General features: G+C 71.3%; 20 protein-coding genes. 3 read left to right on the top strand and 17 right to left on the bottom strand.

Annotated features, from left to right (window positions below; genetic code table 11):
- Positions 1 to 236: 236 nt before the first annotated feature.
- Positions 237 to 614 carry a hypothetical protein gene (locus M8C17_RS01125; RefSeq protein ID WP_252414226.1) on the bottom strand — a complete coding sequence of 126 codons (378 nt, stop codon included), beginning with the start codon at positions 612 to 614 and terminating at the stop codon, positions 237 to 239.
- A gap of 684 nt (positions 615 to 1,298) precedes the next feature.
- Between M8C17_RS01125 and M8C17_RS01120 the strand changes: the two genes are divergently transcribed.
- Positions 1,299 to 2,480, top strand: a complete 1,182-nt coding sequence (locus M8C17_RS01120) for a low temperature requirement protein A (protein ID WP_252414225.1) — start codon at positions 1,299 to 1,301, stop codon at positions 2,478 to 2,480.
- Positions 2,481 to 3,045: 565 nt separating this feature from the next.
- On the opposite strand, the gene M8C17_RS01115 is transcribed toward M8C17_RS01120, so the two are convergent.
- From M8C17_RS01115 to M8C17_RS01040, 16 genes are all read right to left on the bottom strand, one after another.
- The gene (locus tag M8C17_RS01115; RefSeq protein WP_252415051.1) at positions 3,046 to 4,110 is read right to left on the bottom strand and encodes a C40 family peptidase; all 1,065 of its coding nucleotides are present in this window, start codon (positions 4,108 to 4,110) and stop codon (positions 3,046 to 3,048) included.
- Positions 4,111 to 4,151: 41 nt separating this feature from the next.
- Complete coding sequence (locus M8C17_RS01110; protein ID WP_252414224.1) at positions 4,152 to 4,664, bottom strand: hypothetical protein; 513 nt, start codon at positions 4,662 to 4,664, stop codon at positions 4,152 to 4,154.
- 47 nt (positions 4,665 to 4,711) lie between these two features.
- A complete protein-coding gene (locus M8C17_RS01105) occupies positions 4,712 to 4,924 on the bottom strand; it encodes a hypothetical protein (protein ID WP_252414223.1) in 213 nt (70 codons plus the stop codon).
- A 50-nt stretch (positions 4,925 to 4,974) separates the two neighbouring features.
- Entirely contained in the window at positions 4,975 to 5,550 is a 576-nt protein-coding gene (locus tag M8C17_RS01100) for a hypothetical protein (RefSeq protein ID WP_252414222.1), read from the bottom strand.
- A 93-nt stretch (positions 5,551 to 5,643) separates the two neighbouring features.
- Positions 5,644 to 6,180, bottom strand: coding sequence for a diguanylate cyclase domain-containing protein (locus tag M8C17_RS01095; RefSeq protein WP_252414221.1), 537 nt, complete (start codon positions 6,178 to 6,180; stop codon positions 5,644 to 5,646).
- 186 nt (positions 6,181 to 6,366) lie between these two features.
- Positions 6,367 to 7,122 (bottom strand): MarR family winged helix-turn-helix transcriptional regulator, encoded by a 756-nt coding sequence (locus M8C17_RS01090; RefSeq protein ID WP_252414220.1) that lies wholly within the window; start codon positions 7,120 to 7,122, stop codon positions 6,367 to 6,369.
- Between the two features lie 384 nt (positions 7,123 to 7,506).
- Entirely contained in the window at positions 7,507 to 8,424 is a 918-nt protein-coding gene (locus M8C17_RS01085; RefSeq protein ID WP_252414219.1) for a hypothetical protein, read from the bottom strand.
- A gap of 364 nt (positions 8,425 to 8,788) precedes the next feature.
- A complete protein-coding gene (locus M8C17_RS01080) occupies positions 8,789 to 9,361 on the bottom strand; it encodes a hypothetical protein (protein ID WP_252414218.1) in 573 nt (190 codons plus the stop codon).
- 112 nt (positions 9,362 to 9,473) lie between these two features.
- On the bottom strand, positions 9,474 to 10,283 hold the full coding sequence (locus tag M8C17_RS01075; RefSeq protein WP_252414217.1) for a hypothetical protein: 810 nt from the start codon (positions 10,281 to 10,283) through the stop codon (positions 9,474 to 9,476).
- 509 nt (positions 10,284 to 10,792) lie between these two features.
- Positions 10,793 to 11,644, bottom strand: coding sequence for a replication-relaxation family protein (locus tag M8C17_RS01070; RefSeq protein ID WP_252415050.1), 852 nt, complete (start codon positions 11,642 to 11,644; stop codon positions 10,793 to 10,795).
- A gap of 270 nt (positions 11,645 to 11,914) precedes the next feature.
- The gene (locus M8C17_RS01065; protein WP_252414216.1) at positions 11,915 to 14,416 is read right to left on the bottom strand and encodes a helicase HerA domain-containing protein; all 2,502 of its coding nucleotides are present in this window, start codon (positions 14,414 to 14,416) and stop codon (positions 11,915 to 11,917) included.
- Positions 14,413 to 16,203, bottom strand: coding sequence for a VirB4 family type IV secretion system protein (locus M8C17_RS01060; RefSeq protein ID WP_252414215.1), 1,791 nt, complete (start codon positions 16,201 to 16,203; stop codon positions 14,413 to 14,415). The genes M8C17_RS01065 and M8C17_RS01060 overlap by 4 nt, the downstream gene beginning before the upstream one ends.
- Complete coding sequence (locus M8C17_RS01055) at positions 16,200 to 17,159, bottom strand: PrgI family protein (RefSeq protein WP_252414214.1); 960 nt, start codon at positions 17,157 to 17,159, stop codon at positions 16,200 to 16,202. Before M8C17_RS01055 ends, M8C17_RS01060 begins: the two co-directional genes overlap by 4 nt.
- Positions 17,156 to 18,073 carry a hypothetical protein gene (locus M8C17_RS01050; RefSeq protein WP_252414213.1) on the bottom strand — a complete coding sequence of 306 codons (918 nt, stop codon included), beginning with the start codon at positions 18,071 to 18,073 and terminating at the stop codon, positions 17,156 to 17,158. The genes M8C17_RS01055 and M8C17_RS01050 overlap by 4 nt, the downstream gene beginning before the upstream one ends.
- 2 nt (positions 18,074 to 18,075) lie before the next feature.
- Positions 18,076 to 18,459: a pilin gene (locus M8C17_RS01045; protein ID WP_252415049.1), complete on the bottom strand. Its 384-nt coding sequence runs from the start codon at positions 18,457 to 18,459 to the stop codon at positions 18,076 to 18,078.
- A gap of 688 nt (positions 18,460 to 19,147) precedes the next feature.
- Positions 19,148 to 20,017 carry a hypothetical protein gene (locus M8C17_RS01040; protein WP_252414212.1) on the bottom strand — a complete coding sequence of 290 codons (870 nt, stop codon included), beginning with the start codon at positions 20,015 to 20,017 and terminating at the stop codon, positions 19,148 to 19,150.
- A gap of 718 nt (positions 20,018 to 20,735) precedes the next feature.
- Here M8C17_RS01040 and M8C17_RS01035 point away from each other — a divergent pair.
- Both M8C17_RS01035 and M8C17_RS01030 read left to right on the top strand, forming a co-directional pair.
- Positions 20,736 to 21,614: a hypothetical protein gene (locus M8C17_RS01035; RefSeq protein WP_252414211.1), complete on the top strand. Its 879-nt coding sequence runs from the start codon at positions 20,736 to 20,738 to the stop codon at positions 21,612 to 21,614.
- Positions 21,598 to 22,581 carry a TRM11 family methyltransferase gene (locus M8C17_RS01030; RefSeq protein ID WP_374556632.1) on the top strand — a complete coding sequence of 328 codons (984 nt, stop codon included), beginning with the start codon at positions 21,598 to 21,600 and terminating at the stop codon, positions 22,579 to 22,581. The genes M8C17_RS01035 and M8C17_RS01030 overlap by 17 nt, the downstream gene beginning before the upstream one ends.
- Positions 22,582 to 22,729: the final 148 nt, after the last annotated feature.

Raw genomic sequence — 22,729 nt, 5'->3', positions numbered from 1 at the left:
GCCATCCGCACAGCCAAGACCACTGGCAGACGCCAGCGCTGTCCGCAAAGCAGACGTGCTAACCAGAGATGCGACCCCTGAACAGCCATCCCTGATCTTCTTCTAACCCGCAGGCCGTTTATACCAACGCTTGACAGCCGCCATTGAGACTCGTCCGGCAGGGCGCTCCACCTTGTCCCCGTCCGTGGAGGCTGGACGGTCTACGACTGCCCGACGAGGAGATCCGCGCAGCAGCGTCAGAGCCGGCTGTCGCGACTAGGCCGTAGCCGATCGGCCCAATAAACCCCGAGCAACAGCATGCCGAACCCGAGTAGAACCCACCATGAGCCCCAGCCGGCCCAGGTGACGATGCCGCCGACCAGGACGAAAAGCAGTCCCGTGTACCCGACTTCGACGCGACGCCGGTCACCGAGTTCTTCGTACTCATGCAGCTTCGCCGTGTTGCGGGTGATCTTTCGCCGAAGCCGCCGATATTCGTCGGATCCCGGGGTCAGCGATCCGAGCAGAACCCGATCTCGTTCGATTGCCTCGCGCAACTCGGCGAGGTTTGGGATGCCCGGCTCGGCGCTGATGATGATCTCCTCCGTGTCCGATGGCAGCCGACCTCGGGACAACTGTCCCGGTTTCCGAGATGATCCCATCGCGAGCCGGACAAGCCCACGGCCCCGTTTGGCCGTACAGCCATCCGTACAGCCAAGAGTGCCCGCGCCCGCCGACGCTGCCCGACAACCACCGACGGGCTGACCAGCAGGAGCCGGCACTGGCCAGCCATCCCTGATCTTCTAGTCTCCACCGCCACCCGCGCCCCCATCCGGCGGAGGGTGATGCATGTGGTCAAGCGGCCCGTCGTTGGACCGGGGGTCTCGTGGCCTGAACAGACTGATCACCATGAGCGCCAGGAGGGTGAGCGTCATCGCGATGACGAACACAAGCCCCGCCGTCGCAACCATCGACACCACCAGGCGAGCCTATGAGTGGCAGGGGAGTGAGTCCAGGCGGCGCAGTCCGCATCTAGTCCGCAAGAGGGCGACGGACAGCGGGGGAGTGCTGAGAGATGCCGAGAGGTATCTCCGCTGCTAGAAGGCCATCCGGGCAGCTCGGCGGGTCCCCCATCTGGATCTCATAATCCCTGGTGGCAGAGGCGAGTCAGAGCCACGTCAGGTCGTCCAAACGCCAGCGTCAGCCCGTGTTGCGCCGCTGCTGTCTCCTGCCACGCCGGTCGGGGGGAATCGCCGATCCGGAGACGGGCCCCGCCGGCGCCGCCGATAATCCTGGAAGGATGCGGCGGGAGGCCGGGCATGACCACCGGAGGAAGTACGGCGCTGGTACGCCGGATGGAGGGGGCGGCCCGGGCCACGCTGCTGGAGCTCCTCTTCGACGTGGTCTTCGTGGCCGCCCTCGCGCTGATCTCGACACTGTTGACCGAAGAGCACTCCTGGTCCGGCAGCGCCAAGGTGCTGCTGATGCTGACGGCCATTTGGTGGACCTGGTCGATCACCGCGACCACGACCGAGTTCTACGACCCGCAGCAGCGCCCGATCCAGGCCATCCTGATGATCGCCATGGTCGGTTCGGTGGGGATGGCGGTAGCGCTGCCGATGGTCACCACCGCGCACCGGCTGGTCTTCGTGATCGCGTACGTCGGCACGCACCTGCTTCGCTGCATCATCCTGGTCACGGCCCTGTACCGGCAGGGGCACCGGACGGCATTGGAGCGCGCCACCCGGTTTCTGTTCTGGTTCACCGTGTCCGGCGTCTTCTGGGTCGCCGGCGCGCTGCCACACAGTCCGAACTGGGCGCTCTGGACCGTCGCCATCACGATCGACCTGGTCGCCGCGGCGGCCCGCTATCCGACGCCCCGGCTGGGCAGGGTTCCTGTCGCCCAATACGAGCGGACCACCGAGCACTTGGGCGAGCGGTACCAGCAGTTCGTCATCCTGGCCCTCGGCGACATCATCCTGTTGCCGACCCTGCAGGTCAGCAGGGGCGGCCTCGACCTTCTCCGGCTCACCGCCCTGCTCTGCGCGTTCGCCACCATGCTGCTGCTCTGGCAGATCTACGCCTACCGGGCCAGCGAGTTGTTGCAGGCGGCCGGGGCCAATGCGGGCCGGCCGCCGCGGCTGGCCCCGTACACGCATCTGGTGCTGCTGGCCGGTGTGGTCGTCACGGCGGCCTCGTTCGAGTTGGTCGTCCACCATCCGACCGGAACGACGCCGGCGCGGTGGCTGGTGCTGATCATCGGCGGCCCTGCGCTGTTCGTGCTCGGTCGCGTCCTGTTCACCCTGCTGGTGTCCGCGGTCGTGCCGTGGCGGCGAGTGGCCTGGCAGCTCATGCCACTGCTGGTGCTGCCGTGGGCCGGCGGTTGGCCGCCGCTGCTGGTCGCCGCGATCGTGGCGCTCGGGCTGGCCGGTCATATCCTGGTCCCCGGCGGAGACCGGGAGACCACGCCAGGGCTGCGACCGTGGCAAGGCGGCGACTGACCCGCGACAGCCAGGCGAGGTGGCGATCGGCCCGCTCGGCGAGGCCCCGTGCGCAGACGCCCACCGAATCCCGCCACGTCCACGCGGCACCCTCCCCGCCTTTTCGCTAACCTGCTTGACCAGCCGTACGCCGGCTGCGCGGCGGCGACCAAGCCGTGGGTTCGGGCTGCGGTCAGGTCATGGGTCCGCCCTGGGCAGAGCGGGTGAGGCCCAGACCAGCCGGCCTGCGCGAGTGGGTCAGGGCCATCGGCGCCTGCTGCTGTGCTGGCAGTCCGCGCCCGCCGACTGGCGAGCCCGTCGGCGGGCGCGGATCAGGTCGGTCAGTCGGGTCGGGCTGCGTGTGGACAGCGGGATGCTGGCAGCTAGGTCAGCAACGAAGCTCTGGTGCTGGAGGGTCGTTTTGGGTCGACTGTTGTTCGGTCGGGAGCCTCGTCCTACCTGGAGCGGCGGCACGCCATTCCCACCTACTGCCTGCTCAACCTGTCATGATCACGATGAAGCGGCTTACTGACGGCGACACGATCGTGAGAAAGCGTCGTAGGCGCTGGAAACCTCTATCGCCGGTTCAGGCGACGATGCGGCGAACGGCGGCCAGCTGACCGGCCCACGCCGGCAGGCGGCTGATCTTGACGACGTCGCCGCTGTGCGGGGCCTGCACGATCAGCCCTTGGCCGAGGTACAGGCCGACGTGGCCGGGCCGGGCGGCGCTGCCGCGGCTGCCGGGGATGAACAGCAGGTCACCCGGTCGCAGGTCCCGGTAGTCGCCGACGGCGGTGCCGGCGTGGACCTGGTCGCTGGTGGTGCGGGGAATGCCGATACCGGCGGCCCGGTAGGCCTGCTGGATGAGTGATGAGCAGTCGCACTGGCGCGCCGGGATGCCGGAGTGTGCGGCGGTGCAGTCCCCGCCGAAGGTGTAGGGGGTACCGAGCTGCGCCAGGGCCCAGCCGATGGCGGTGACGACCGGCAGAGGTGTTCCCGGCGCCACCGTGAATCCGGTGGGGAGGGGCACCTGGTCGGCGCCGAGCTGCCCGTCGCCGCCGTCGAATAGGCACAGCGGGTTGCTCATCGCCTGCTCCAGGTCCCCGGCGACCGGGCCGGCCGCGGTGCCGCCGGTCAGGATCCGGATCAGGGCGATCGCGTCGTCTTCCCATTTCGCGTACGCGCCGGGGTAGGCGGATCGCTGCACAGTTTGTGCGGCGTCGGTCAGTGTCATGGCCTCCCAGCCGTCGACGGCCAGCAGCGCGGTGTAGAACTTCCCGGCGGCGTAGCGGGGTTCCTGCAGTTGGGCAGGGGTTCCCCAGCCCTGGGAGGGGCGTTGCTGGAACAACCCGACGGAGTCGCGGTCCCCGCCGGGCAGGTTGCGCAGACTGGACTCCTGCATTGCGGTCGCCACCGCGATGACCCAACCCCGCGGCGGAACCTGCAGCTGTACGCCGACGGCGACGATGGCGGCGGCGTTGGCCGTCTGTTCGCTGGTCCACCCGCCGGCGTCGCCGCTGCCTGGTGGGGACACGGTGATGGTGGGTGGTAGCGGCTGCCCGTTCGCGGCGGCGGCGCCGTAGCAGGCGGCTGAGGCGGTGCCGCCGCCGGTGAACAGGGCGCCAATCCCGCCCGCGCACAGCACCAGCATGGCGATCACCCCGGCGCTGATCGCGGCGAGGGCGCGGGCGGTCACCGCGTCGTTCCCACGGCCGGCTGCGACCCACAGGGCTGCTGGGGGCGGCGGTCCACGCCGGTCGGGGTCAGGCAGCCGGCGAGCCGATAGGAGGCCGCAGGGGTGCCGTCGCCGGTGTGCACGGCGGTCGTGGCGGTGCCGGGGTCGATGAGGTAGATCCATTCGGCGTCGAGGTGACCGGCGTGGCACAGCGGGAAGACGGTGACTGGTTCCGGCGCGTCGATGACGCCGTCAGTGGTGGAAGCCAGGGTCATACCGACACCCGGCACAGGACGTTGCCCGGCGAACCCGGAGCGGGTAGTGGCGGTGATGTGCGCGTCGAGGTACTCCCAGTCGCAGGCGAGGATCGCGGCGATCAGCGCGCGCGTGTGGTAGCGGGCGCTGCCGGCCCAGATCGCGGCCAGGGCGGGCAGCACATGGCTGGGGTGCCCGTCGAAGAGCACGAACCGGGCGTGTACCAGGTGCGGGCGCGAGGGATCGGTGGCGCCGATATAGCAGTGGGTGCTCACGGAACAGGTCTCCTCCAAGGAGAGCCGCATGCGGCTGCGGACGGTCGTCATGGCTGGTCGTGCTCAGGGGCGGGCGGCCAGGTGGCGGGCTTGGCGCGCCAGCCGAAGATCGGGTCGGTGGTCTCGACCGAGCCGCAGCGGGTGCAGCGGGTGCAGGTGTCCTCGCCGTAGCCGGCCATGGACGGCACCTCGTCGGCGACGATCTCGTCGACCGCGCCGCAGACCCGGCAGCGAAGGGACGCACCATCGGGCCCACACACGGCGAAGATCGGATCGTCGGGTTCGGTATGGGCTGGCAGCTGCGGGCCGGTCACGGCGTGTTCGCGCTGGCGTGGCTGTAGCGGGCGGTGGCTGACAGCAGGGCGACCAGCCCGGGGTAGGTGGCGGGAATGTCGCTGGCCTCGCTGGTGTCGTTGACGAGCAGCAGCGGGTGGTCCTCACCGCGCAGGCGGGTGAGGCGGTAGCCGCGGCCGTCGGTGTCGACGGCGTCGATGCGGCGGGCTTGCCGGGGCTGCCCGCCCGTGGTGTCGATGGCGTCGTAGCAGGTGGCCCAGGCCAGCAGCCGCGCGTCGGGTGCGGTAGATCGGATCAGCCCGAGGATGGTGTGCAGGGTGGCCTGGTAGGGCGTCGGCGCATCCGGGTCGAGGCCGGCGGCGAGGCGGTGCAGCAGCGCGGGCAGGCCGGCAGGGTCGGTGAGCAGATCGTCGCGGTGCAGCGGGAACTCCAGGCTGCGCAGCTCGCGCATCCGCGCCGGAGCGGCGCAGTCCAGGGCCCGGTCGTGGATGAGCAGCAGCGTCGCGGGCTGGCCCCAGCCCAGCAGCTCGGCGTCGGCGTCGGCGGCCAGGAGACAGCCGGCGAGGGTGTGGACGGTACGGAAGGACAACACGGGCTTCTCCCTTGTCAGGGCGGCAAAAGGGGGAAGGACCCCGCAGCCGGCGGCTGCGGGGTCCTTCCTGGGGTGCAAGGGTCGTCGGGCGGGTCAGCGGTAATGGCGGTCCCGGCTGCGGCCCGAGTCGGGCGTGCTGTGGGGGCGGTAGTCGCACACACCAAGGCCTAAGCGTTTGGCCTGATACATGGCGGTGTCGGCTTCGGCGAGCAACTGCCGAGGACTGGCGTGCGGCCCGTGAATGTGGGTGTAGCCGACCGACGCGCTCACCCGGACGTCACCGTTAATCACCCGGATCGCAGCGGCGTCGATGACCCGCCAGGCTTCTTCGGCCGCTGCGGCGGTGTCGTCGCGGTCGCCGCAGACGAGCACGGCGAACTCATCGCCGGAGAGCCGCGCCACGACCTGCACCGGCGTGGGCAGGCTGGTCAACAGCCGGCCGATCTGGTCGAGCAGGACGTTGCCGCTGTCGTGGCCGAGGGTGTCGTTGACCGTCTTGAACCGGTCGAGGTCGAGCAGCACCACCCCGACCGGCGCGTTGTCGGCGAGCGCGGCGCGCAGCCGGTCGAGGAACAGCCGCCGATTCGGCAGGCCGGTGATGTCGTCGTGGCTGGCCTGATAGCGGGCCACGTCAAGCGCTTGCTGCTGGCGCCAGAGCAGAGCTCCGGCGAGGGCGAGGCCGGCGAGGATCCCGCCAGCGGCGATAGCGATCGTGTGCAGGATGGGAGACACTCGAGGACGCTCCTTGTGGATGAAGGAGCACCGGGGGCGGGCGTGAGGCGCCAACTTCGACGCCCGCCCTCGGGCTCAATGGGGCTACCGGCCGCCGGTGACGGGGGCGAGTTGATAGGTGGCCGGGCGCTCCACCGTCTGCACCGCCGTCCCGGCGGCGACGAGCTTGGTCACGGCGTTGGCGACCGCCCCGGCACTGGCCTTGGCCGCGCCGGTACCGGCATTCGCGGCGTCGACGAGCTTGCACAACTCACTCGTCCTGTACTGCCGCTCGGGGTGGGCTTCCAGGATGTCCAGGACCGCGCCGCGCAGCGACCCACCAGTACGGCGCGCCGCGCCCGGGCGGCCCTCCCCGCCGGATGCCTCGTCAACCTCCGAGCCGTCCTGCGGTGCCTCGGACAACGAGTCGGCGGGTGTGCCACCGGCGTCGACAGCAGGGTTCGGCTCTGGCGCGTCCGCCTCGCGTAGCGGCTGCGGGACAGCGCCGTCGGCCGGCGTGTCCGCTGCTGCCGAAGCGGGCGGAGACGCAACGCCGCTCCGGTTCTGCTTCTCTGCGGCCGCAGAGCCGGCCGGCACGGGCTTATCTGCTGTCACTCCCGGTTGCGCGGTGGTGGCGCGGCCGGCGTCGGTGAGCCGCCACAGCGTGCGGCCGTCACCGGCGCGAACCCGCTCGGCCTGCCCGGACCCTTCCCAGGCACGCAGCTTCGGGGTGGTGGTGGAGTAGCCCAGTCCAGCGTGCTCGGCCACCGCGGAGGCCGTGGCCTCGCCGAGGTCGGCCAGCGCCGCGAGGACCTTGCCCGCGCTCTGCGCCGGTGGGGTCTCGTCGGACGTGTCGGTCATGCGAAGGCGTCCTTTCCTGGTGGGATTGATCTGCGTCGAGATCCACGCACTGATCCACGCTGAGATGGCGGCGCTGATCAAGTGCACGGACCGCATCTCGGGACTAGCGGGGGCCTCATCGCCAGCGCGGGCAGAGGCCCCGTGCGGGTGCGGTGGGCCCAGGCGGCGTAGCGCGGGGTTTTCGCCGGTCCCGGACGGCGGCGACGCGACGGCCCATCACCTGGGCGGGGCCGCGGGTAACCGTCGAGGTAACCCAGGGATGGGCACCTGCGGGAACGACTTGTCTGCCTGGCCGGGAGCGTGTGGCGCGGGTTGCCGCGCATCGGTCAGCTCCCGCGCTGCTGAGGCGCAGGCGATGAGCGGGTGGGTGCGCCGGGACGCGCGCTAGAACAAACACTCGACGTTGGCGGGAGGTGCCTGGCGGGGCTGCCGGCGTTCGGCGGCGCTCTCGCGTGCACGTGCGGCAAGAGCGGTCACGCTGAGCCGTATCCGCGTGCGCAGCGGCATCGGGGTGGTGGCGTCGGTGTGCCAGAGCCACCGGTAGGCGCCGACGCTGTAGTAGCCGTCTGGGTCGGGGTAGCACCGGTCGTCGACGTCGAGGGCGGTGTCGTCACCGGTGTCGTGTTCTTCGAGCAGGGTGAGGGTGTCGCCGTCGAAGCGCAGCAGCGGGTACTCCCCGGGCATGGTGCCCAGCCGCCACGGGCCGTCGAGGTCGGCGGCGATGAGCCGCGCGGTGCCAGGGTCGAAGCGGCAGATAAGCCCGCCGGCGTCGGTGGTGTACCCGTCGGCCACGAGCGCGGGGTAGGACCTGTTGGCGACCTGCGGTGAGGTGACCATCAGAGGATGCCAGCGGACGCCAGGCGGAGCGATGTCCTCCCGCCTGTCGAGGACCCGCACACAGGTGACGTCCAAAGCCATCCCGGGCGAGGTGTCGGCGGTAATGGCGAGCCAAAGGCACTCGAGGGCGCGGCCGGCGCGCAGGACATCGATCAGCCGACGCTGGCCGGAACCCGGCTGGCCGAGGGACAGGTACACGCTCTCCTGCGCCTCGGCGCTGCTGGCACGGGAGGGGCGCCACGAGATGCTGCGGGCGGCCTGCTCCTCGCCCTGCGCGGTGTGCCAGGCGGGGATGCCGTTGGACCGCAAGACGCCGCTGGTGCCGGTGCGGCTCAAAGTCAGTGCCGGACCGTTGCGCTCGCCAGCGGCGACCTGCGCGCGGGTGAGGCGGTGGGTGGGACAGGCGAGGGCGTGTTCTGCCAGCGGCAGCACGTCCTCGACGCGGAACCACATGCGATCGGCCATGACAGGTGTGCCTCCAGGTCGATAGGGGGATGGCCGGAAGAGGGGAAGGGTGGCCTGTTGCAGGCCTGGGCATGGCTGGATGCCCCAGCCCGGGGCGCCCGGCGGCCCGCGGAGCACACCGTCCGTTGGCCTGCCACCAAAGGGTTTGACTGGTCGCGGCTGCGAGAGCAGAGCGGTGTTGTCGACTGCAGCGGCAGGCGGTAGGTGGTTGAGGCCGGCTCAGCTCCACAGCTGTGCGCTGACCAGAAACGGCGTGCCAGCCGATTGCCGGTTAGCGCGGGTGACATCGCAGGTGCAGTCGGCCGATCTGCCTGCTTCCAGCGCCGGATGGGCGCGTCCGCCCGCGCCGCGTCGGGTCCGGCGGTTACGGGCGTGCTGCGGCGAGCAGGCGGTGCAGGCAGGCCGGGATGACGCTGGCCCGCACCCGCGCCGGCGGGTCGTCCAGGATGGTGGTCCTGGTGGTGGCCGCGCCGCGAACGCGCAGGATCTGATAGTGCCGCCCGTCGACGTCGCAGGCCGTCAGCACACGCACCGGCACGCCGTCGGGGCCGGCGCACAGGCCGTGGGCGGCAGCATCGCGTCGGCCGGCGTCGCTGGTATCCAGGCCTTCGGCGAGGAAGGCCATCCCGGCCAGGCGCCGCTGCCCGGCCCACCGTGCCAGCGTCGCCGGCGCGTCGGGTCCGACGAGGTGGGCGGTGAGGGTCTTCAGGCCCACCCCGTAGGGCAGTCGCATGCCGGGGACGGTTTGCTCGTGCAGCCACCAGAAGGCCGGGTCGACGCCGAGCACGTCGATGGCGATGTGCGGCTGGTGGCGGTCGGTGGTGGCGTCGAACAGGCCGAGCAGCGCGGGCAGGGCGTCCCAGCCTCGGCTGTTGGCGTCGTGTTCGACGGCGGTGAGCGCCGCCCCGATGGCGGCGGCGCGGTGTCGTGACCTCATCAGTGATGCCTCCTTCGTTGGTGCGCAGTGGTGGACGCCGACCGGCCAGGCGACGCCCTCTGGTGTCCCTGGGCAGGGATCAGGGCGCGCCGGCCGGCCGGTCGTGTGGTGGTTAGAGGGCGACCGCGAGCAGCCGCTGGCGGGGCTCGACGGTGTCGAGGTAGCGCAGCGCCTGATCGAGGTAGGTCACCCGGTGGGTGAGGGCGTCACTGGCCGGGGCAAGAGTGCGACCGTCGACGGTGAGCATCGCGTCACCGACGATGGCGGAGCTGGCGCTGTAGTGCTGGTAGGCCATCAGTCCTGCCTGGTACATCTCCAGCTCACCGACGCCGGGCTGCCCCGCACCGGGTGTAGCGGCGGCGTGCATCCGCATCGCGTTGACGCGCGGCTGCGCGTGGAAGTCCGCGGCTGCCTGCTCGAAGGGGTACTTCTGTGGATCGGCGAGGTGGCGGGCCTCGAACACCGGCCACGGAATAGCCGGACGGGTGCCGTGCACGACCTGCTGCCAGATCTGGTGGCGGATCCCGGCGCCGACACCGGCGGCGTGGCGCGTGCCCGACAGGTCCAGCAGCATGAGCGGTCCTCCTGCGCACGCTGCGGGGCGGCCCTTGCGCAGGCCGATCATGTGGTGGCGCTGCCACAGCCGTAGCCGAGGGACGGCCCAGAACCGGGGCGTGAGGGTGCCGGTGACCCCGAAGTGCTTGTCGAGTTGGTGCGCGTTGAGCGCGTCGGCCGGCAATGCGTCGGGCAGGCACACGATCATCGTGTGGATGCTCGGCGCCGGCGTGACGCTCTGCTGCGGGGCGGCAGCGGCGGGCCGGGTAGGGGCAGACCTGCTGGTCGAGGTGACAGTCCGGGGCGGAAGGGCGGGCACACGGCTGCCGTGACGGGTCAGCACCGTGCCGTTCAGGTTGTCGGCCATGGCAGTTTCCTCCTCGGAGTGGTGCGCGATAGGCGCGCAGGAGTGACCGGCCCACGGGATGCATGGGTCGGGTCAGGGAGACAGGAAAGAACTCGTGCGGGTGGGTTGGTGCGACCTCGGGGTTCGCCGCGCGGGGCGCTTGCCGACCGGCCGAAGCGGCGGGTGGGCCTGGCGCACCGGTGGGTGCGGCGGACAATCCCTGAGGTGGGACCGAACCGGGTGCAGCGATGGGGTGTGGTGGTACCGAGAACGGTAGCGGCGCGGCCTGTCAGCGCGACCGGGGTCGCCACGGCCATCGAAAGCGGCCATGAGCTGCCCTGTCAGATGGTCTTCTCACCGCCACGGGAGCGCTGCGGCGCTTGCTCTGTCAGACCGGTCCGGTCTGACAGGCCGGCCCGGCGGTTGACAGTCGCGCATCGACGACGACCGAGACGAGCGCGGCTACCCGACCTGGTGGGATGTCTGCGCTGCTAGCCGGCCGGAGCGGTTGACGGCGCAGAACAGGGCTGTCAGGCGTCGGCGTCCTCGATGTAGCGGTGGGGGTTGGTCGCGGGATTGGCGGGTCCGTGGTCGCTGGGCAGCTCATGCAGGCAGCGGCGCACCGCCGGGTCCGCTGCCAGCGTCCACACGGGTCCTGCGGGATGCTCGCCATGAACGCCCACGGCCACGGGCATGGCGGTGGTCAGGCCGGCCAGCGCGTCGAGGAGGTGCGCTTCGCGGCGACGGCTGGGCACGCGCAGCAGGACCGGGTAGCGGGGCCCGAACTCGGCGAGGCGGCTGTAGGAGCGCAGCTTCGCCAGCACGGTGGCCAGAGGTTCGGTGGCGTTGTCGTGTTCGAGGAAGAACCCCACCGTGTGGCCGTCGACCGACCAGATGCCGTGCCCGTCGGGTCGGATGCCGGCGATGGCGTAGGCGCCGGTGGCGTGTTGTTCGGACCACCACCGCCGCAGCTGCGCGTCAGGGTGGGTGCGGGTGTGCGCGATCAGGTCGATGAACAGCTGGTTCGTGCCGAGCAGATGCCGCAGGTTGCGGCTGCCGACGATCCGCGCGACGCGCTCGAAGCTGGTGTGCGGGGTGCGGGCGTCGGGATGGTCCGGGTCGTGGAAGGTGGTGGGGTGCACGAGCATGCCGAGCGGGCCGAGAGCGTAGAGGTGCTGCCGGTCGCCGGTCGTGACATCCACGAATCGACTGAGGGCCTCGATCGTGTGCAGGGTCGCCAGCCGAAGCCGGGCCGAGCGCTCTGACGGGAACAGGGCCTGGGTGATCTGACCGGCCGACAGCACATAGTGCTCGGCCAGCCAGGCCAGGAGTTGACGATCGCGCAGGGTGAGCCGGCGCAGGTGATCGAGACGGTCACGCATGAGGGAGCGGGACACGAGGCATCTCCTAGGGGGTGGAAGGAATGAACCCTCCTGTGGGGAGGGTGTCGGGAACTGACAGTGACGACGGCCATGGGCATTCAGGCCTCGTGTGCTGCAGGGACGGTCCCCGTGACGGGGCCGGTCGTCGGTGCGGCGGGTGGGCGGTGGTGAAGGGCGGCTGAAGCCCTCACGGAAGAGGGCCCGGAAGCCCCACCTCGACGCCGATCCCGCAGGCGTCTCGGCGGATGAGCCTGCCGCGACGGGCCCGGCCTACCGTCGGCGGCCCTTGGTCGCCTTGTCCCCGCGCCGGGAGTACTGCTCGACCAGCTCGTCGATACCGCTGGTGTCCTGCGATGCCACATGGGCCGCCGCGACCTGTCGAATGGCGGTCGCCTCCCCGACGACGGGCTTCGGTGCGCGGGTGCGCATCGTGAACGCCGGGGTCTGCCGGCCGTCCACGACCAGGCGCGTGGCGGCGGTGTAGGCGTCGAGGTGGGTCAGGTCGTGCTCGTCGAGCTCCGGCAGGGTGTGGCGGGCGAGCACGCGGGCGTCCTCGGGCGCGCACGAGAAGTAGATCTTGTTGCGGGCGTTCGCGGACGCGGCGGCGAGGAGGTCTTTGGGGAACTGCGCGAGGTCCTGGTGGGACAGGACCAGCGACAGCCGGTACTTACGGGCCTCGGCGAGCATCGTGTCGAGACTGTTGGCCAGAGTGAGGAAATTTTGCGCCTCGTCGATGATCAGGGTGGCGTCGCGGCGCTTGTCCGGGGCGGTCTTCGCGCGGGCGGTCGCTGCCTGCCACACCTGCGCCAGCACGAGGGAACCCAGGAGTTTGCTGGTGTCCTCCCCGAGCTGGCCCTTCGGGATCCGGACGAGCAGCGCGCCGCCGTCAAGGACCTTGCCCATGTCGAAGCTCGACTTCGGGTAGCGCATCGTGCGCTTGACGAAGTCGCGCAACAGGAACGCCCGCAGGCGGGCGAGGACGGGGCCGATGACCTGGGAGCGCAGGGCGGGGTTGAGCTCGTCGTACCACTGCCAGAACCCGGACAACCCGGCCGGGTCGTCGAGGTCGACGGTCATCGCCGACCGGAACTGCGCGGAGTTCAGCAGCGGCGGGATGTGCTGCAGGGTGACGTTGGCGTGGCGCAGCAGGGTCAGGCACGCCACCCGCATCACGTCGTCCATCCTCGGCCCCCACGCCTTGGCGAAGATGTTCCCGAAGATCGACACGAGGTTGTCCACCACCAGGTCCGGGTCGTCGCCGGACAGCGGGTTGAGGGTGGGCGGGTTGGGTTGGTCGGGGTCGAACAGCACCACCCGATCCGCGACGGAGGCGGGAAGCCGGTCGAGGATGTCGAGGACCATGTCGCCGTGGGGGTCGATGACAACGGTGCCGCGGCCGGCGGTGATGTCGTCGACGGCCATGTTCACCAGCAGGGTGGTCTTCCCGGAGCCGGTGGATCCGACGACGTGTAGGTGGTAGCGGGCGTCCGGGACGGCCAGGGCGACGCCGTGGCCGCCGACCTGCGCGTCGCCGATCGTCTTCGTGCCGCGCCCACCGGTGGGCACGGCGACCGGGGCCGGCATGGACTTCGCCCGAGCCCGGTCCAGGCCGGGCACGGCCAGGTCGCGGGGTAGGGCGGCGAGAGCGGCCAGTTCCGGGGTGCAGGTGAGGAACCCGGCGCCGAGGCGCCGCGATGCCATGACGGCGGCGGGCGCCGGCAGGCGGGTGCGGCGGGTGAGGCGGTTGCGGCCGGAGTAGACGGCGAACGAGGAGGCGATGGTGTCGGCGATGCCGCGCAGGCGGGGCCGCTGGTCGGTGCTCGAACGCCGGTTGTCCTTGCCGACGGCGTAGCGCACGGCGGTCTCCCACAGGGGGTGGGCGCTCTTGTCCAGGATGGCCCGCACGTCGCGCTCCACGCCCGGGTCCCGCCGGCCTGCGGCAGCGGGCCGTGCGGGGCCAGCGGGACCACCGGGTAGGAACACCTCGATGAGCCACAGCAGCGGCGCTGCCGGGTTGATGGCGGGGATGGCGGTTTTGCCGTCGCGCAACCTGATGGCCGCGCGGCGGGCGCGCAGCGCCCGGCGGGGTGCGGCCGGGCGGGCCAGGACCTGCACGCACGCGTACTCGTCGGCGCGCAGCTGGGAGCCGGCGGACATCAGTGCCCGCAGCGGGTCGGCGTCGTGGTCGGTGTGGAAGGGAAGCCATTCGGCGGCGGTGGGCAGCAGCTGCCCGCCCACCGCCGCCGCCACGTCCACCGGTATCGGCGGCGCAGCGGTGTCCTCGGTGCTGCACGCCGCGCCGGGCCACGCGGCGCGCACGGCGGCCTCCACCGCGCCGGATGGCACGGTGCCGGGCACCCACACGCCGATGAGCAGCCGCCGGCCGGTCCAGGTGTACTGCCAGACCACGTGCGGGCTTCCGTGAAGCCACCTTCGTCGACGCGACGGGGCGAGGGTGCCAGCGAGGTTCGCCCACAGCACCTGCGCGCTGTGCGGGTCGATCTCGGGTGGCGGGGCGATCGTCACGAGGCGGGCGCCGTCGGCGTGCCACCGGTGCCGCCACCGCGCGAGCAGGTTGCGCCCGGCGACGCTGGCGATCAGCGCGGCGGCGACCACGGCGAGCAGCCACGGCCGCTGTCCCGCCCAGGCCGCAGCGTCGATGAGCCAGCGGGTGAGCCCGGTCGGGGGTAGGACGACGCCCGCGCCCGGCCCCGACGGGTCAGGCGCGGGCGTGGGCGGTAGGAGAGCCGAAGCGGTGGCGGGTGGGGTCACAGGTCGTCTCCCTCGTCCAAGCCGGCGAGCTCGCTGGGACGGGTCGTGCACAGGTGGTGCTCTGCTTGGGAGGCGATGGCTTCGACGCTGGTCCGGTTGGTGCCGGAGATCAACAGTCCGGTGCCGACGCGGGCGGTGAGAAGCAGGCGGCGCTCGCCTGCGGTGAGGCCGAACGCGTCGCCGAGGGCGTCGATGGCCTGCGGTGCCTGCTTGAGCAGGACCTGGGTGGCGGCGTTCGCGACGACGGCCTGGCCGAGGTCGGTGCCCAGGACATCGGCGACGTCCTGGGTGATGACCGCCAGACCGGCGTGGCGTTTGCGGGCGGCCTTGGACATGCGGAACAGGAACCGGGCGCCCTCGCCGTCACGCATCAGCAGCCACGCCTCGTCGACCACGACGAGCCGTCGGGTGGCTAGCCGGCCGGGGGCGTCGACCTGCCGCCAGATGGCGTCCAGCGCCAAAAGGGTCCCGACGGGGCGCAGCTCGTCGGGCAGGTGCCGCAGCGACCATACGACCAGGTGCCCGTCGGGACGGGTGGTGGTGGGTCCGTCGAACAAGTCCGAGAACGAGCCGTGCACCCACGGTGCGAGGCGGGCGGTCACCTGTGCCGCGGCGGGGTCGGTGTCGGCGCGCAGGCAGTTGGCGAAGTCGCGCAACAGTGGGGCGGGCCGATGGTGGGTGGCGGGATCTGAGGTGATGCCCGCAGTGCGGTAGACGGCGAGGATCGCCCGGTCCAGAGCGGCCCGTTCCGCCGGTGGAGGCTGCTCGCCGAGCAGCACCGCGATCAAGGTGTGTAGGAACAGCGCGCGCCGGGTCAGCACGTCGGGGCGGGTGTCCCCGGCCGGCAGGTCGAACGGATTGATCTTCACCCCGGCCAGGCCGAGGCGGACCACGGCCCCGCCGACGGCGTCGGCCAGGCGCAGGTACTCGTCTTCGGGGTCGATGACGGCGACCTGCACCTGCTGGTAAAGGTTGCGCAGGATCTCCAGCTTCACGAAGTAGGACTTGCCGGCGCCGGAGCGGGCCAGGACGACGGAGTTGTGGTTCTCCTGCGCCCACCGGTCCCACCAGACAATGCCGCCGGAGTCGGGGTTGATCCCATACAGGATGCCGCCCTCGGCGGATGGGTCGCCGGGCAGCGGAGCGGCCAGGTCCGCCGAGGCCAGGGGAAAGGCTGCGGCCAACGCGGCGGTGTCCATGGTCCGCAGCATCTGCAGGGAGTCAGTCGCGAGGGGCAGAGTGGTGGTCCACCCGGCGAGGTGCCGCCACGTGGCGGGCTGCACCTCGATCAGCGTCGACGCGGCCGCGGCTCTCACCTGGGCGCAGGCGTCCAGGAGTTCGTCCTCGGTGCGGGCATGCACCGTGAGGTAGAGCCCGACGCGGAACAGCTTGGCCGCGCCGCGAGCGAGGCGCTGGGCGAGGTCTTCGGCGTCGTCGGCGGCGGCGTCGACGTGGGGGTCGGACAGCTTGCCGCGCTCGGCGTCGCTGCGGCGGGAGGACTCGAAACGCGCCCGCTGGTTGCGCAGCCGTGCTGCCGCGACCGGGGCGGGCAGCGGCTCGATGTGCAGGGCGAGGTCGAGGCGGCCGGCCCAACTGAGCAGGGGTTCCAGCCAGGCGGGCCCGACCTCGGCCGGGTAGCCCGTGACCACAAGGGTCGCGGCGTAGCCGTCGCCGACGCGCAGCATCCGCGGAGTTACCTCGATCGAGGCGGGGGCGACGGTGGCCGCCAGCGAAGAGGGCTGGCGGTCACCGTTGGCGGGCGTGCGGAAACGAGTGAGGACTTTCATGAGGGCCGCTTTCTTGTGCCGGTGGGGAGATCCGGTCCGGTGATGACCGTGTCGGGGGCGGCCAGCCCACCCGGGCGGGCTGGCCGATAGGGGTCGGCGGCGGCGGCGATAGCCGCGGTGACCGCTGCGCCGTCCAGCGCGCGGGTGGTCACGCCAAGGCCGGACAGGGCGCGGGCGGTGTCGCCGGCTCGGCGCCGCGCGGCGTGCTCGCCCCGCTCACCGGCGCTGGCGCGGGTGACGATGAGGACCTGACGGCGCAGCGGATCCCGCCGTGTCGCGAGGTCATCGAGGAACCGAGCGTGATCGGTTGCCGCGTCGGTCAGCGCTGGGTGCGCCAACGCGCCGGCTGCCGCCCCGATGGTGCGGGCGTGCGAGCGCAGGTCCACCGGTTGCGCCGACACCACGATCTGCGTCGGCGTCGACAGGGAGTTCAGCCACCGGCCGAAGGTGTCGACGAGAGCCGCCTGCTCATCGGGAGTGCGCAGGGCAAGGTTGACGTTCGTCGCGGCGACCATCGCCGCCCGCGTCGCGCCGAGGCGGATTTCCCCGCGGTCGTCGATGGCGTCGGCGGGCAGCTTGAGCGGCGCCGGCAGCGTCACGGTTGTCCGCGGCATCTGCACCCAGTCGGGTGTCCCCGACGTGGTGTCAGTGGTCGACAGCGCGCGGGGGAGCCGGCAGTAGCGCACGGCGGCGAGCAGCCACACGTCCAAGGGCAGTCCGTCACGGCGGCCAACCGCGATGCCGAAGACAAGCCCGCCGACGATGACGGCGCCGCCGACGAACACCGGCGCGGGAAGGAGCTGATGCAGGGCGCGCCACGCGCCGTAGAAGGCCAGGGCGGCGACAGCGAGGATGGCCAGCTGCCGGAACGTCAGTCCGTAGAGGACCTTGTCGGGGGCGTCGACGTCGGCGGGCATCCGCGTCCGCCCCTGCTCGCTGCGGCCGTCGGCGGTCATCGGCTCACCGCCCGCAGCCCGCGGCCGAGGCCGGGAATCGACCGGGTGACCTGCTGCACCACGATGACCCGCGCCGCGGCGCCGATCATGTTCGCGCCGCGGCCGTTGCCGGTGGACACGAAGCGGCTCATCATCGCCGGAACGCGCAGGGTGGTCCAGAGCATGACCATCACCACGAACAGGTTGATCACCCCGCCCGGGTCCACCGGCAGTCCGAGCACTGGCAGCAGGTGCGCAGGGTCGGTGAGCATCCACTGCCCCGCGTAGAGGGTGAAGCCCTGCACCACCGGCACCGCGAGAGTGCCGGCGTAGGCCTTCCACCACATCCGGGCGATCGGGTCGGTGTGGGGCAGCGCGTGACACGCCAGAGCCAGCGGCGCGAACGCGGTCAGGACGAGTACGACGGCGAAGCGGACGATCACGCTGAACGCGGTGGACGCGAGTAGCACCGCGATGATCGCCACGCAGACCACGAAGAGCAGCACCGCTGTCTTGTCCTGGCCGGCGGCCACGTGCGTCTTGATCGCCCGCAGCGCGCGGTCGCTGTCCCCGTCGGGCGTGGTGAGCGCGCCGGTGAGAGCGTTGGCGAGGCTGATGAGCATGCCGCACCACAGCTGCGAGAAATGCGCGGCAATAAACCCCACGATCAACCTCGGCACGAGGTCCTTGACGGTGTAGTGGGAGGTTTCACTGCCGCCGGCGCTCATGGTGAGCACGCCGGCGGCAACAAAGGCGAGGACGAAGACGGCGTCGACGACGAGGACCGAACGGCCGGTCAGGGCCTGCACCTGCGGCAGGGCGGTGACGTCCGGGGTGATCAGCAGCGCGCTGCTGATCACCCCGATCAGCGCGTCCAAGGTCGCGAGGATCGCCGCCGTCAGCCAGTCGAGGATCTGATCGAGCAGCCAACCCATGATCAGCCTCCGACGATGCCCTGGACGACCTGCAACAGGATCGGCGCGAGCACCGCCAGGCCATAGCCGACCAAGGCGTTCTTCAGCGCGCCCTTGGCCCGCTCGACCTGCGCCGGGTCACCGCCCGCGGTCGCCCAGTACACACCGGCCAGGACAAGGAACAGGGTGGCCACCGCGGCGAGGATGCCGATCAGCCAGGCCTGCAGATTCGCGATGACAACCGGCAGAGAGTTCGCCGCCAGCACCGGTTGACCGGCCTCGGCGTACGCGGGCGCAGGCACCGACAGGAACAACAAGCCGGTTGCGGCGACGACGGCAGTGCCGCTGACCACGCGGACGGTAGGGGAGTAGGTGAGGGCACGACAACGTGCCGGGATGCGGAACATGGGGATGGTCACCTCCGGCCCCACCCCGGCAAGCGGCAAGGGTGGGGCGTCGAATCGGCGGATAGGGGGCCGCCGCCGGGCGCGGAAGGCAGGGCGTGGTCGAGCCGCGACATGTCCTCGGGAGGAGCGCGTCCTCCCTGTCGGGTGTGGCGGGTTTCGGTGAGGTGTCAGCGCACCAAACGGCGCGGCACCCGAGGCGCCCGGCTCGCGGTCGGCCCCAACCTCAGGGCCCGGCGGCGGGCGGAACCCCGCAGGCGACTTGTGCGCCGGAGGATGTTCCGCACCCTCAAACCGGCGCTTGTCAGCTCTGGTGGACACCTTCGGCCCTGACACGGGTCTGACAGCCGAGCTACGTCCCCGGAACCGCGGCTCAGACGACGATGTCGTGACATGCGTGGTGTGCTTCTGACACGGCCCACCATCAGCCGTCAGGTTCGGACAGCGGACCGGTGGTACCTGGTCAAATGCGGCAGGTATCTCCTGGCCCGGTAACCCATGACATCCGCGGTAAGACACCGACGTCGGTGCTGACCTATCGGGTCTCGCATAGCGCCGCCACGATCTCACCGCCGAGGTGGTACGCGACCGCGTCGCGGTGCTTTCCGCCACCCCTGCCAAGAGGCGGGCAACGCAATGGCGGGGTCCGACCACGAAGGTCAGACCCCGCCACTGCGGGATGTCACGCAGGTCAGGCAGCTGCGGCTCTCGCCGCCTCCGTCCGCCTCTGGGAGGCGGTGGCGAGGCCGGTGCGAGTCTTCGTGCGGTGTATGGACCGGCTTTGCAGGTACTCGCGTGCCTTCGGAGACACGACGCTAGTGAGTAGCCCCTTCGCGAGGGCGTCGGCGAGGCGTTCGTCGATGCCGTTCATGCGCTTGCGGAGGGCGTCGACAGTAATGCCCAGCCGCGCGGCGATGGGTTCGATCGCCCGTCGGCCCAACCGCAGATCGATGTACGGCTCAAGGTCGGTGTGCTCGAGCAGCCCGAGTCGCGCGGCGCGGCGCACGAGGAGGTCAGGGTGGCCGTACGGGACGTGCGGGGTGCGGGGTCCGGTGACGTGCTCGACGTCCTCGACGGGCACCGCGGTACCGGCGCGCTGGCGCAGCTCGTGCCCGGCCCGCCAGGCTGCCATGCACAACGCCGCGTACGGGGCGGGCTTGGCCAGGTCGACGCGGTCGCGCAGCGCGGTGAGGAAACCGGTGAGGATCTCCGCGTCGAGGTCGGCGCCGTCACCGGACCAACCAGAATGAAGGCGACCGGCGTGACGCCGCAGCGCGGGCATCGCCATCGCCACCGCCACAACCACCCAGGACGGGCCGTCGAGGCGGGCGCGGCGCACGAGATCCCGCCACACCGCGTCCCGCGCCGCGTAGGCACGGGGACGATCCAGGAGCCAGTCACGCAGCGCCGGGAGTGTCATGACACCGCCCGGAAGGCCGGTGTCGGGTCCGAGAGCGTCCATGTCAAGTGTCATCGGGTCGGGGCCGGTGGTCAGCGCCGTGAAGGCGGCGTCGACAGCATCCAGCGGGGAATCGGGCCAGTCCTGTTCGGACACGCTCATGTCCACACTCCATGTCAGAGAAAGTCGTCGAGGACCCGCTGGGCGGAATCGCCTAGGCGTGATGGCACCGATTGCGCCACGACAACCTCACAGCCCTCTGACAACGGAGGCCACAATCTCGGCGACGCCCTGTCTGCGCGCTGGCCCGACCACCTGACGACATCCGCTGCCGGCTTTGACAGCGGTCTGACAAACCGTCGCTGACCTGCGAGTAGATACCCACGTGTTGCTGATGACAGGCCCCGTGTCGTCGGGCCCGGCAACCCGGCCAAGCTCGCCCTGGGCGTCTGACAGTGGCCTGACGGCCCGCGCTGGCCACTGCGGCCGCCCCTGACAGCTGCCCACTGTCAGACAGCCTCGGTCGGATAGCGAAGCGGTAGCAGCCCTGTCGGTCACGGCGACAACCCGGCCACGGACCGCGGCGGGCAGTGGCACCGTCCCGGATGACACGACGCCGCGGCGCTGTCCTCGCCGACATGGCATGACAGCCCGCGCGCCGCGCGGGCATCTGTCACGGAGCGGGCCACGCTCTGTCAGTGCCGGCCACGCCGGTGCGGCGCCGCTCTGACACACCGGGGCGACCGACGTCGCGGACCGCGACAGTGCTCCGCAGACGGCACTGTCAGTCCTCTGTCAGATCCAGGGGTCTCCGCCTGAGCTGACAATCGCCGGTTTGAGGATGTCAGCGCACCACGGCGCGGCGCGGAGCCGACACCACATGAGCGAGCACACGCCGCACCACCCCGACCCTGCCCACCCGGTCGACCCGCACCACGTCGACCCGACCCTGATCGACCTGGTCGCCGGCGACCCGCCGGTGCCGGTCACCGTGTGGCGCACCGCCCGCACCGAAACCGACGCCGGCCGCAGCATCGGCGCCCGACTGGCCTACCGGCTCGTGGCCGCCTACAGCCGCCCCGGTGAGGTGGTCGTCGACCTCACCGGCGACCACGCCCTGGCAGCCGTCTGCAGCACGGGCGGCCGCCGGCACCACCCGGCCTGGTTCACCGACGCGTCCAGCCTGATCATTGGACCCGCCACTCCTCCAGGCCGCCCCGACCCAGCCACCCTCTCCCACGATGGCGACCTGCCGGACATGAGCGCCTGGTTCGGTGACGACCTCACCGACACCGACCTGCCCAGCGCCACCGCACCCAATTCCGCATCCCTGGCTGAGGCGACCAGCCTGGTCGTAGCCAGCTGGCCCCTCGACCCCACCGACACGACCAACCGGATCCGGCTGGCGTGGCTACTGACCGCCTGCGCCAAGCTGCTGTGCCCCGGCGGCTGCCTCGTCCTCGTCGTCACCGTCCCCTCCACCAGTTCCCAGCCCGAGGACTTCACTTCGGTCGCCACCGCCGCCGCGTCGGTCGGCCTGGGCTACCTCCAGCACATCGTCGCCGTCGCCGCGGACACCGACGGCGACGCGTTCGTCTACCACCTCACCGACGAGGAACTGCTCACCCTCGCCCAGCAGGCCGGCGAGCAGCATTGGGCGGTGTCGCACCTGCGGGTGCACGCCGACCTGCTCGTCTTCAGCCAGCACCACATCTCCGCACCCCACGCACGGCGGAAGGGTGGTGGCAACCGTGGCTGAGTATGCCCACCACTCCGGCCCGGACGAGCCGATCCCGACCGGCGCCGCCAGCGGACAGCATCGCACCTACGAGGGCCGCCACCGAGCCGACGGCGAACGGCACATTGACGGTCTGTCGGTGTGGGCCACCGCCCAACAGACAGGTCCGGTGCAACGCCGCGGCCGGTACGTGGCCGAGTCCGTCAAGCACCCTGCCCGGATGCTCCCAGCGATCGCCGCCCACGCCGTGCACGCCTACACCCAGCCCGGCGACCTCGTGCTCGACCCAATGTGCGGGATCGGCACGACCCTCGTCGAGACCGTGCACGCCGGCCGCGACGCCATCGGCGTGGAGTACGAATCTCGCTGGTCCGACATCGCTGATGCGAACATCAGCCACGCCCACACCCAGGGCGCCACCGGCCGCGGCTCCGTCCTTCGCGGTGACGCCACCCGGCTGCGGTCCCTGCTACCGGCCGCACTCACCGGACGGGTCGCCCTCGTGGTCACCTCACCGCCGTACGGGCCTACCGTCCACGGCCTTGTCCGGCCCGGCATCGACGGGGTGGCGAAGTTCGACAACGCCTACAACGACGGCACCGACAAGGGCAACCTCGCGTACCGCGACCTCACCGGCCTCACCGACGGGTTCGCGCAGATCCTCGCCGGCTGCGCCGACCTGCTGCGCCCCGGCGGCATCGTGGTGGTCACCGCCCGGCCGTGGCGCAAAAACGGCCAGCTTGTCGACCTGCCCTCCGCCGTCATCGCCGCCGGCGTCCGCGCGGGCCTGGTACCGACCGAGCGGTGCGTGGCCCTCCTGGCGGCAGTCCGCGACGGGCAGCTCGTTGCCCGACCGTCGTTCTTCCAACTCCAAGCCGTGCGGAAGGCACGCGCTGCCGGTAGCCCGCTGCACCTGATCACCCACGAGGATGTCCTGATCTTCACAAAGGTCCTAATCTCCGCGAGTTCCAACGAACCCAAGTGTTGACGCGGCGAATGCGGGTGTCCGGTGGGCTCGTCATGCCATCCGGACACTCGGGTTCGGACTCACCCTAGCGCTCGGTGACTACGCGGAGGCTCGCACTGCGCAGGGCTCGCGGCTTCCTTCGATCGGACCGCTTGGTTCAGATGAGCTG

The sequence above is a fragment of the Micromonospora sp. RHAY321 genome (assembly GCF_023896955.1).
Classification (GTDB): domain Bacteria; phylum Actinomycetota; class Actinomycetes; order Mycobacteriales; family Micromonosporaceae; genus Micromonospora.
This window is presented reverse-complemented; position numbering and strand designations above follow the sequence as displayed.

What these genes read in the sequence shown, in the direction of transcription:
- M8C17_RS01070 (WP_252415050.1), bottom strand. Translation starts at nt 11,644, where the DNA reads ATGCGTGACCGTCTCGATCACCTGCGCCGGCTCACCCTGCGCGATCGT.
- M8C17_RS01115 (WP_252415051.1), bottom strand. Translation starts at nt 4,110, where the DNA reads ATGCTGGTGCTGTGCGCGGGCGGGATTGGCGCCCTGTTCACCGGCGGC.
- M8C17_RS01085 (WP_252414219.1), bottom strand. Translation starts at nt 8,424, where the DNA reads ATGGCCGATCGCATGTGGTTCCGCGTCGAGGACGTGCTGCCGCTGGCA.
- M8C17_RS01090 (WP_252414220.1), bottom strand. Translation starts at nt 7,122, where the DNA reads ATGACCGACACGTCCGACGAGACCCCACCGGCGCAGAGCGCGGGCAAG.
- M8C17_RS01055 (WP_252414214.1), bottom strand. Translation starts at nt 17,159, where the DNA reads ATGACCGCCGACGGCCGCAGCGAGCAGGGGCGGACGCGGATGCCCGCC.
- M8C17_RS01050 (WP_252414213.1), bottom strand. Translation starts at nt 18,073, where the DNA reads ATGGGTTGGCTGCTCGATCAGATCCTCGACTGGCTGACGGCGGCGATC.
- M8C17_RS01035 (WP_252414211.1), top strand. Translation starts at nt 20,736, where the DNA reads ATGAGCGAGCACACGCCGCACCACCCCGACCCTGCCCACCCGGTCGAC.
- M8C17_RS01060 (WP_252414215.1), bottom strand. Translation starts at nt 16,203, where the DNA reads ATGAAAGTCCTCACTCGTTTCCGCACGCCCGCCAACGGTGACCGCCAG.
- M8C17_RS01075 (WP_252414217.1), bottom strand. Translation starts at nt 10,283, where the DNA reads ATGGCCGACAACCTGAACGGCACGGTGCTGACCCGTCACGGCAGCCGT.
- M8C17_RS01120 (WP_252414225.1), top strand. Translation starts at nt 1,299, where the DNA reads ATGACCACCGGAGGAAGTACGGCGCTGGTACGCCGGATGGAGGGGGCG.
- M8C17_RS01045 (WP_252415049.1), bottom strand. Translation starts at nt 18,459, where the DNA reads ATGTTCCGCATCCCGGCACGTTGTCGTGCCCTCACCTACTCCCCTACC.
- M8C17_RS01040 (WP_252414212.1), bottom strand. Translation starts at nt 20,017, where the DNA reads ATGAGCGTGTCCGAACAGGACTGGCCCGATTCCCCGCTGGATGCTGTC.
- M8C17_RS01080 (WP_252414218.1), bottom strand. Translation starts at nt 9,361, where the DNA reads ATGAGGTCACGACACCGCGCCGCCGCCATCGGGGCGGCGCTCACCGCC.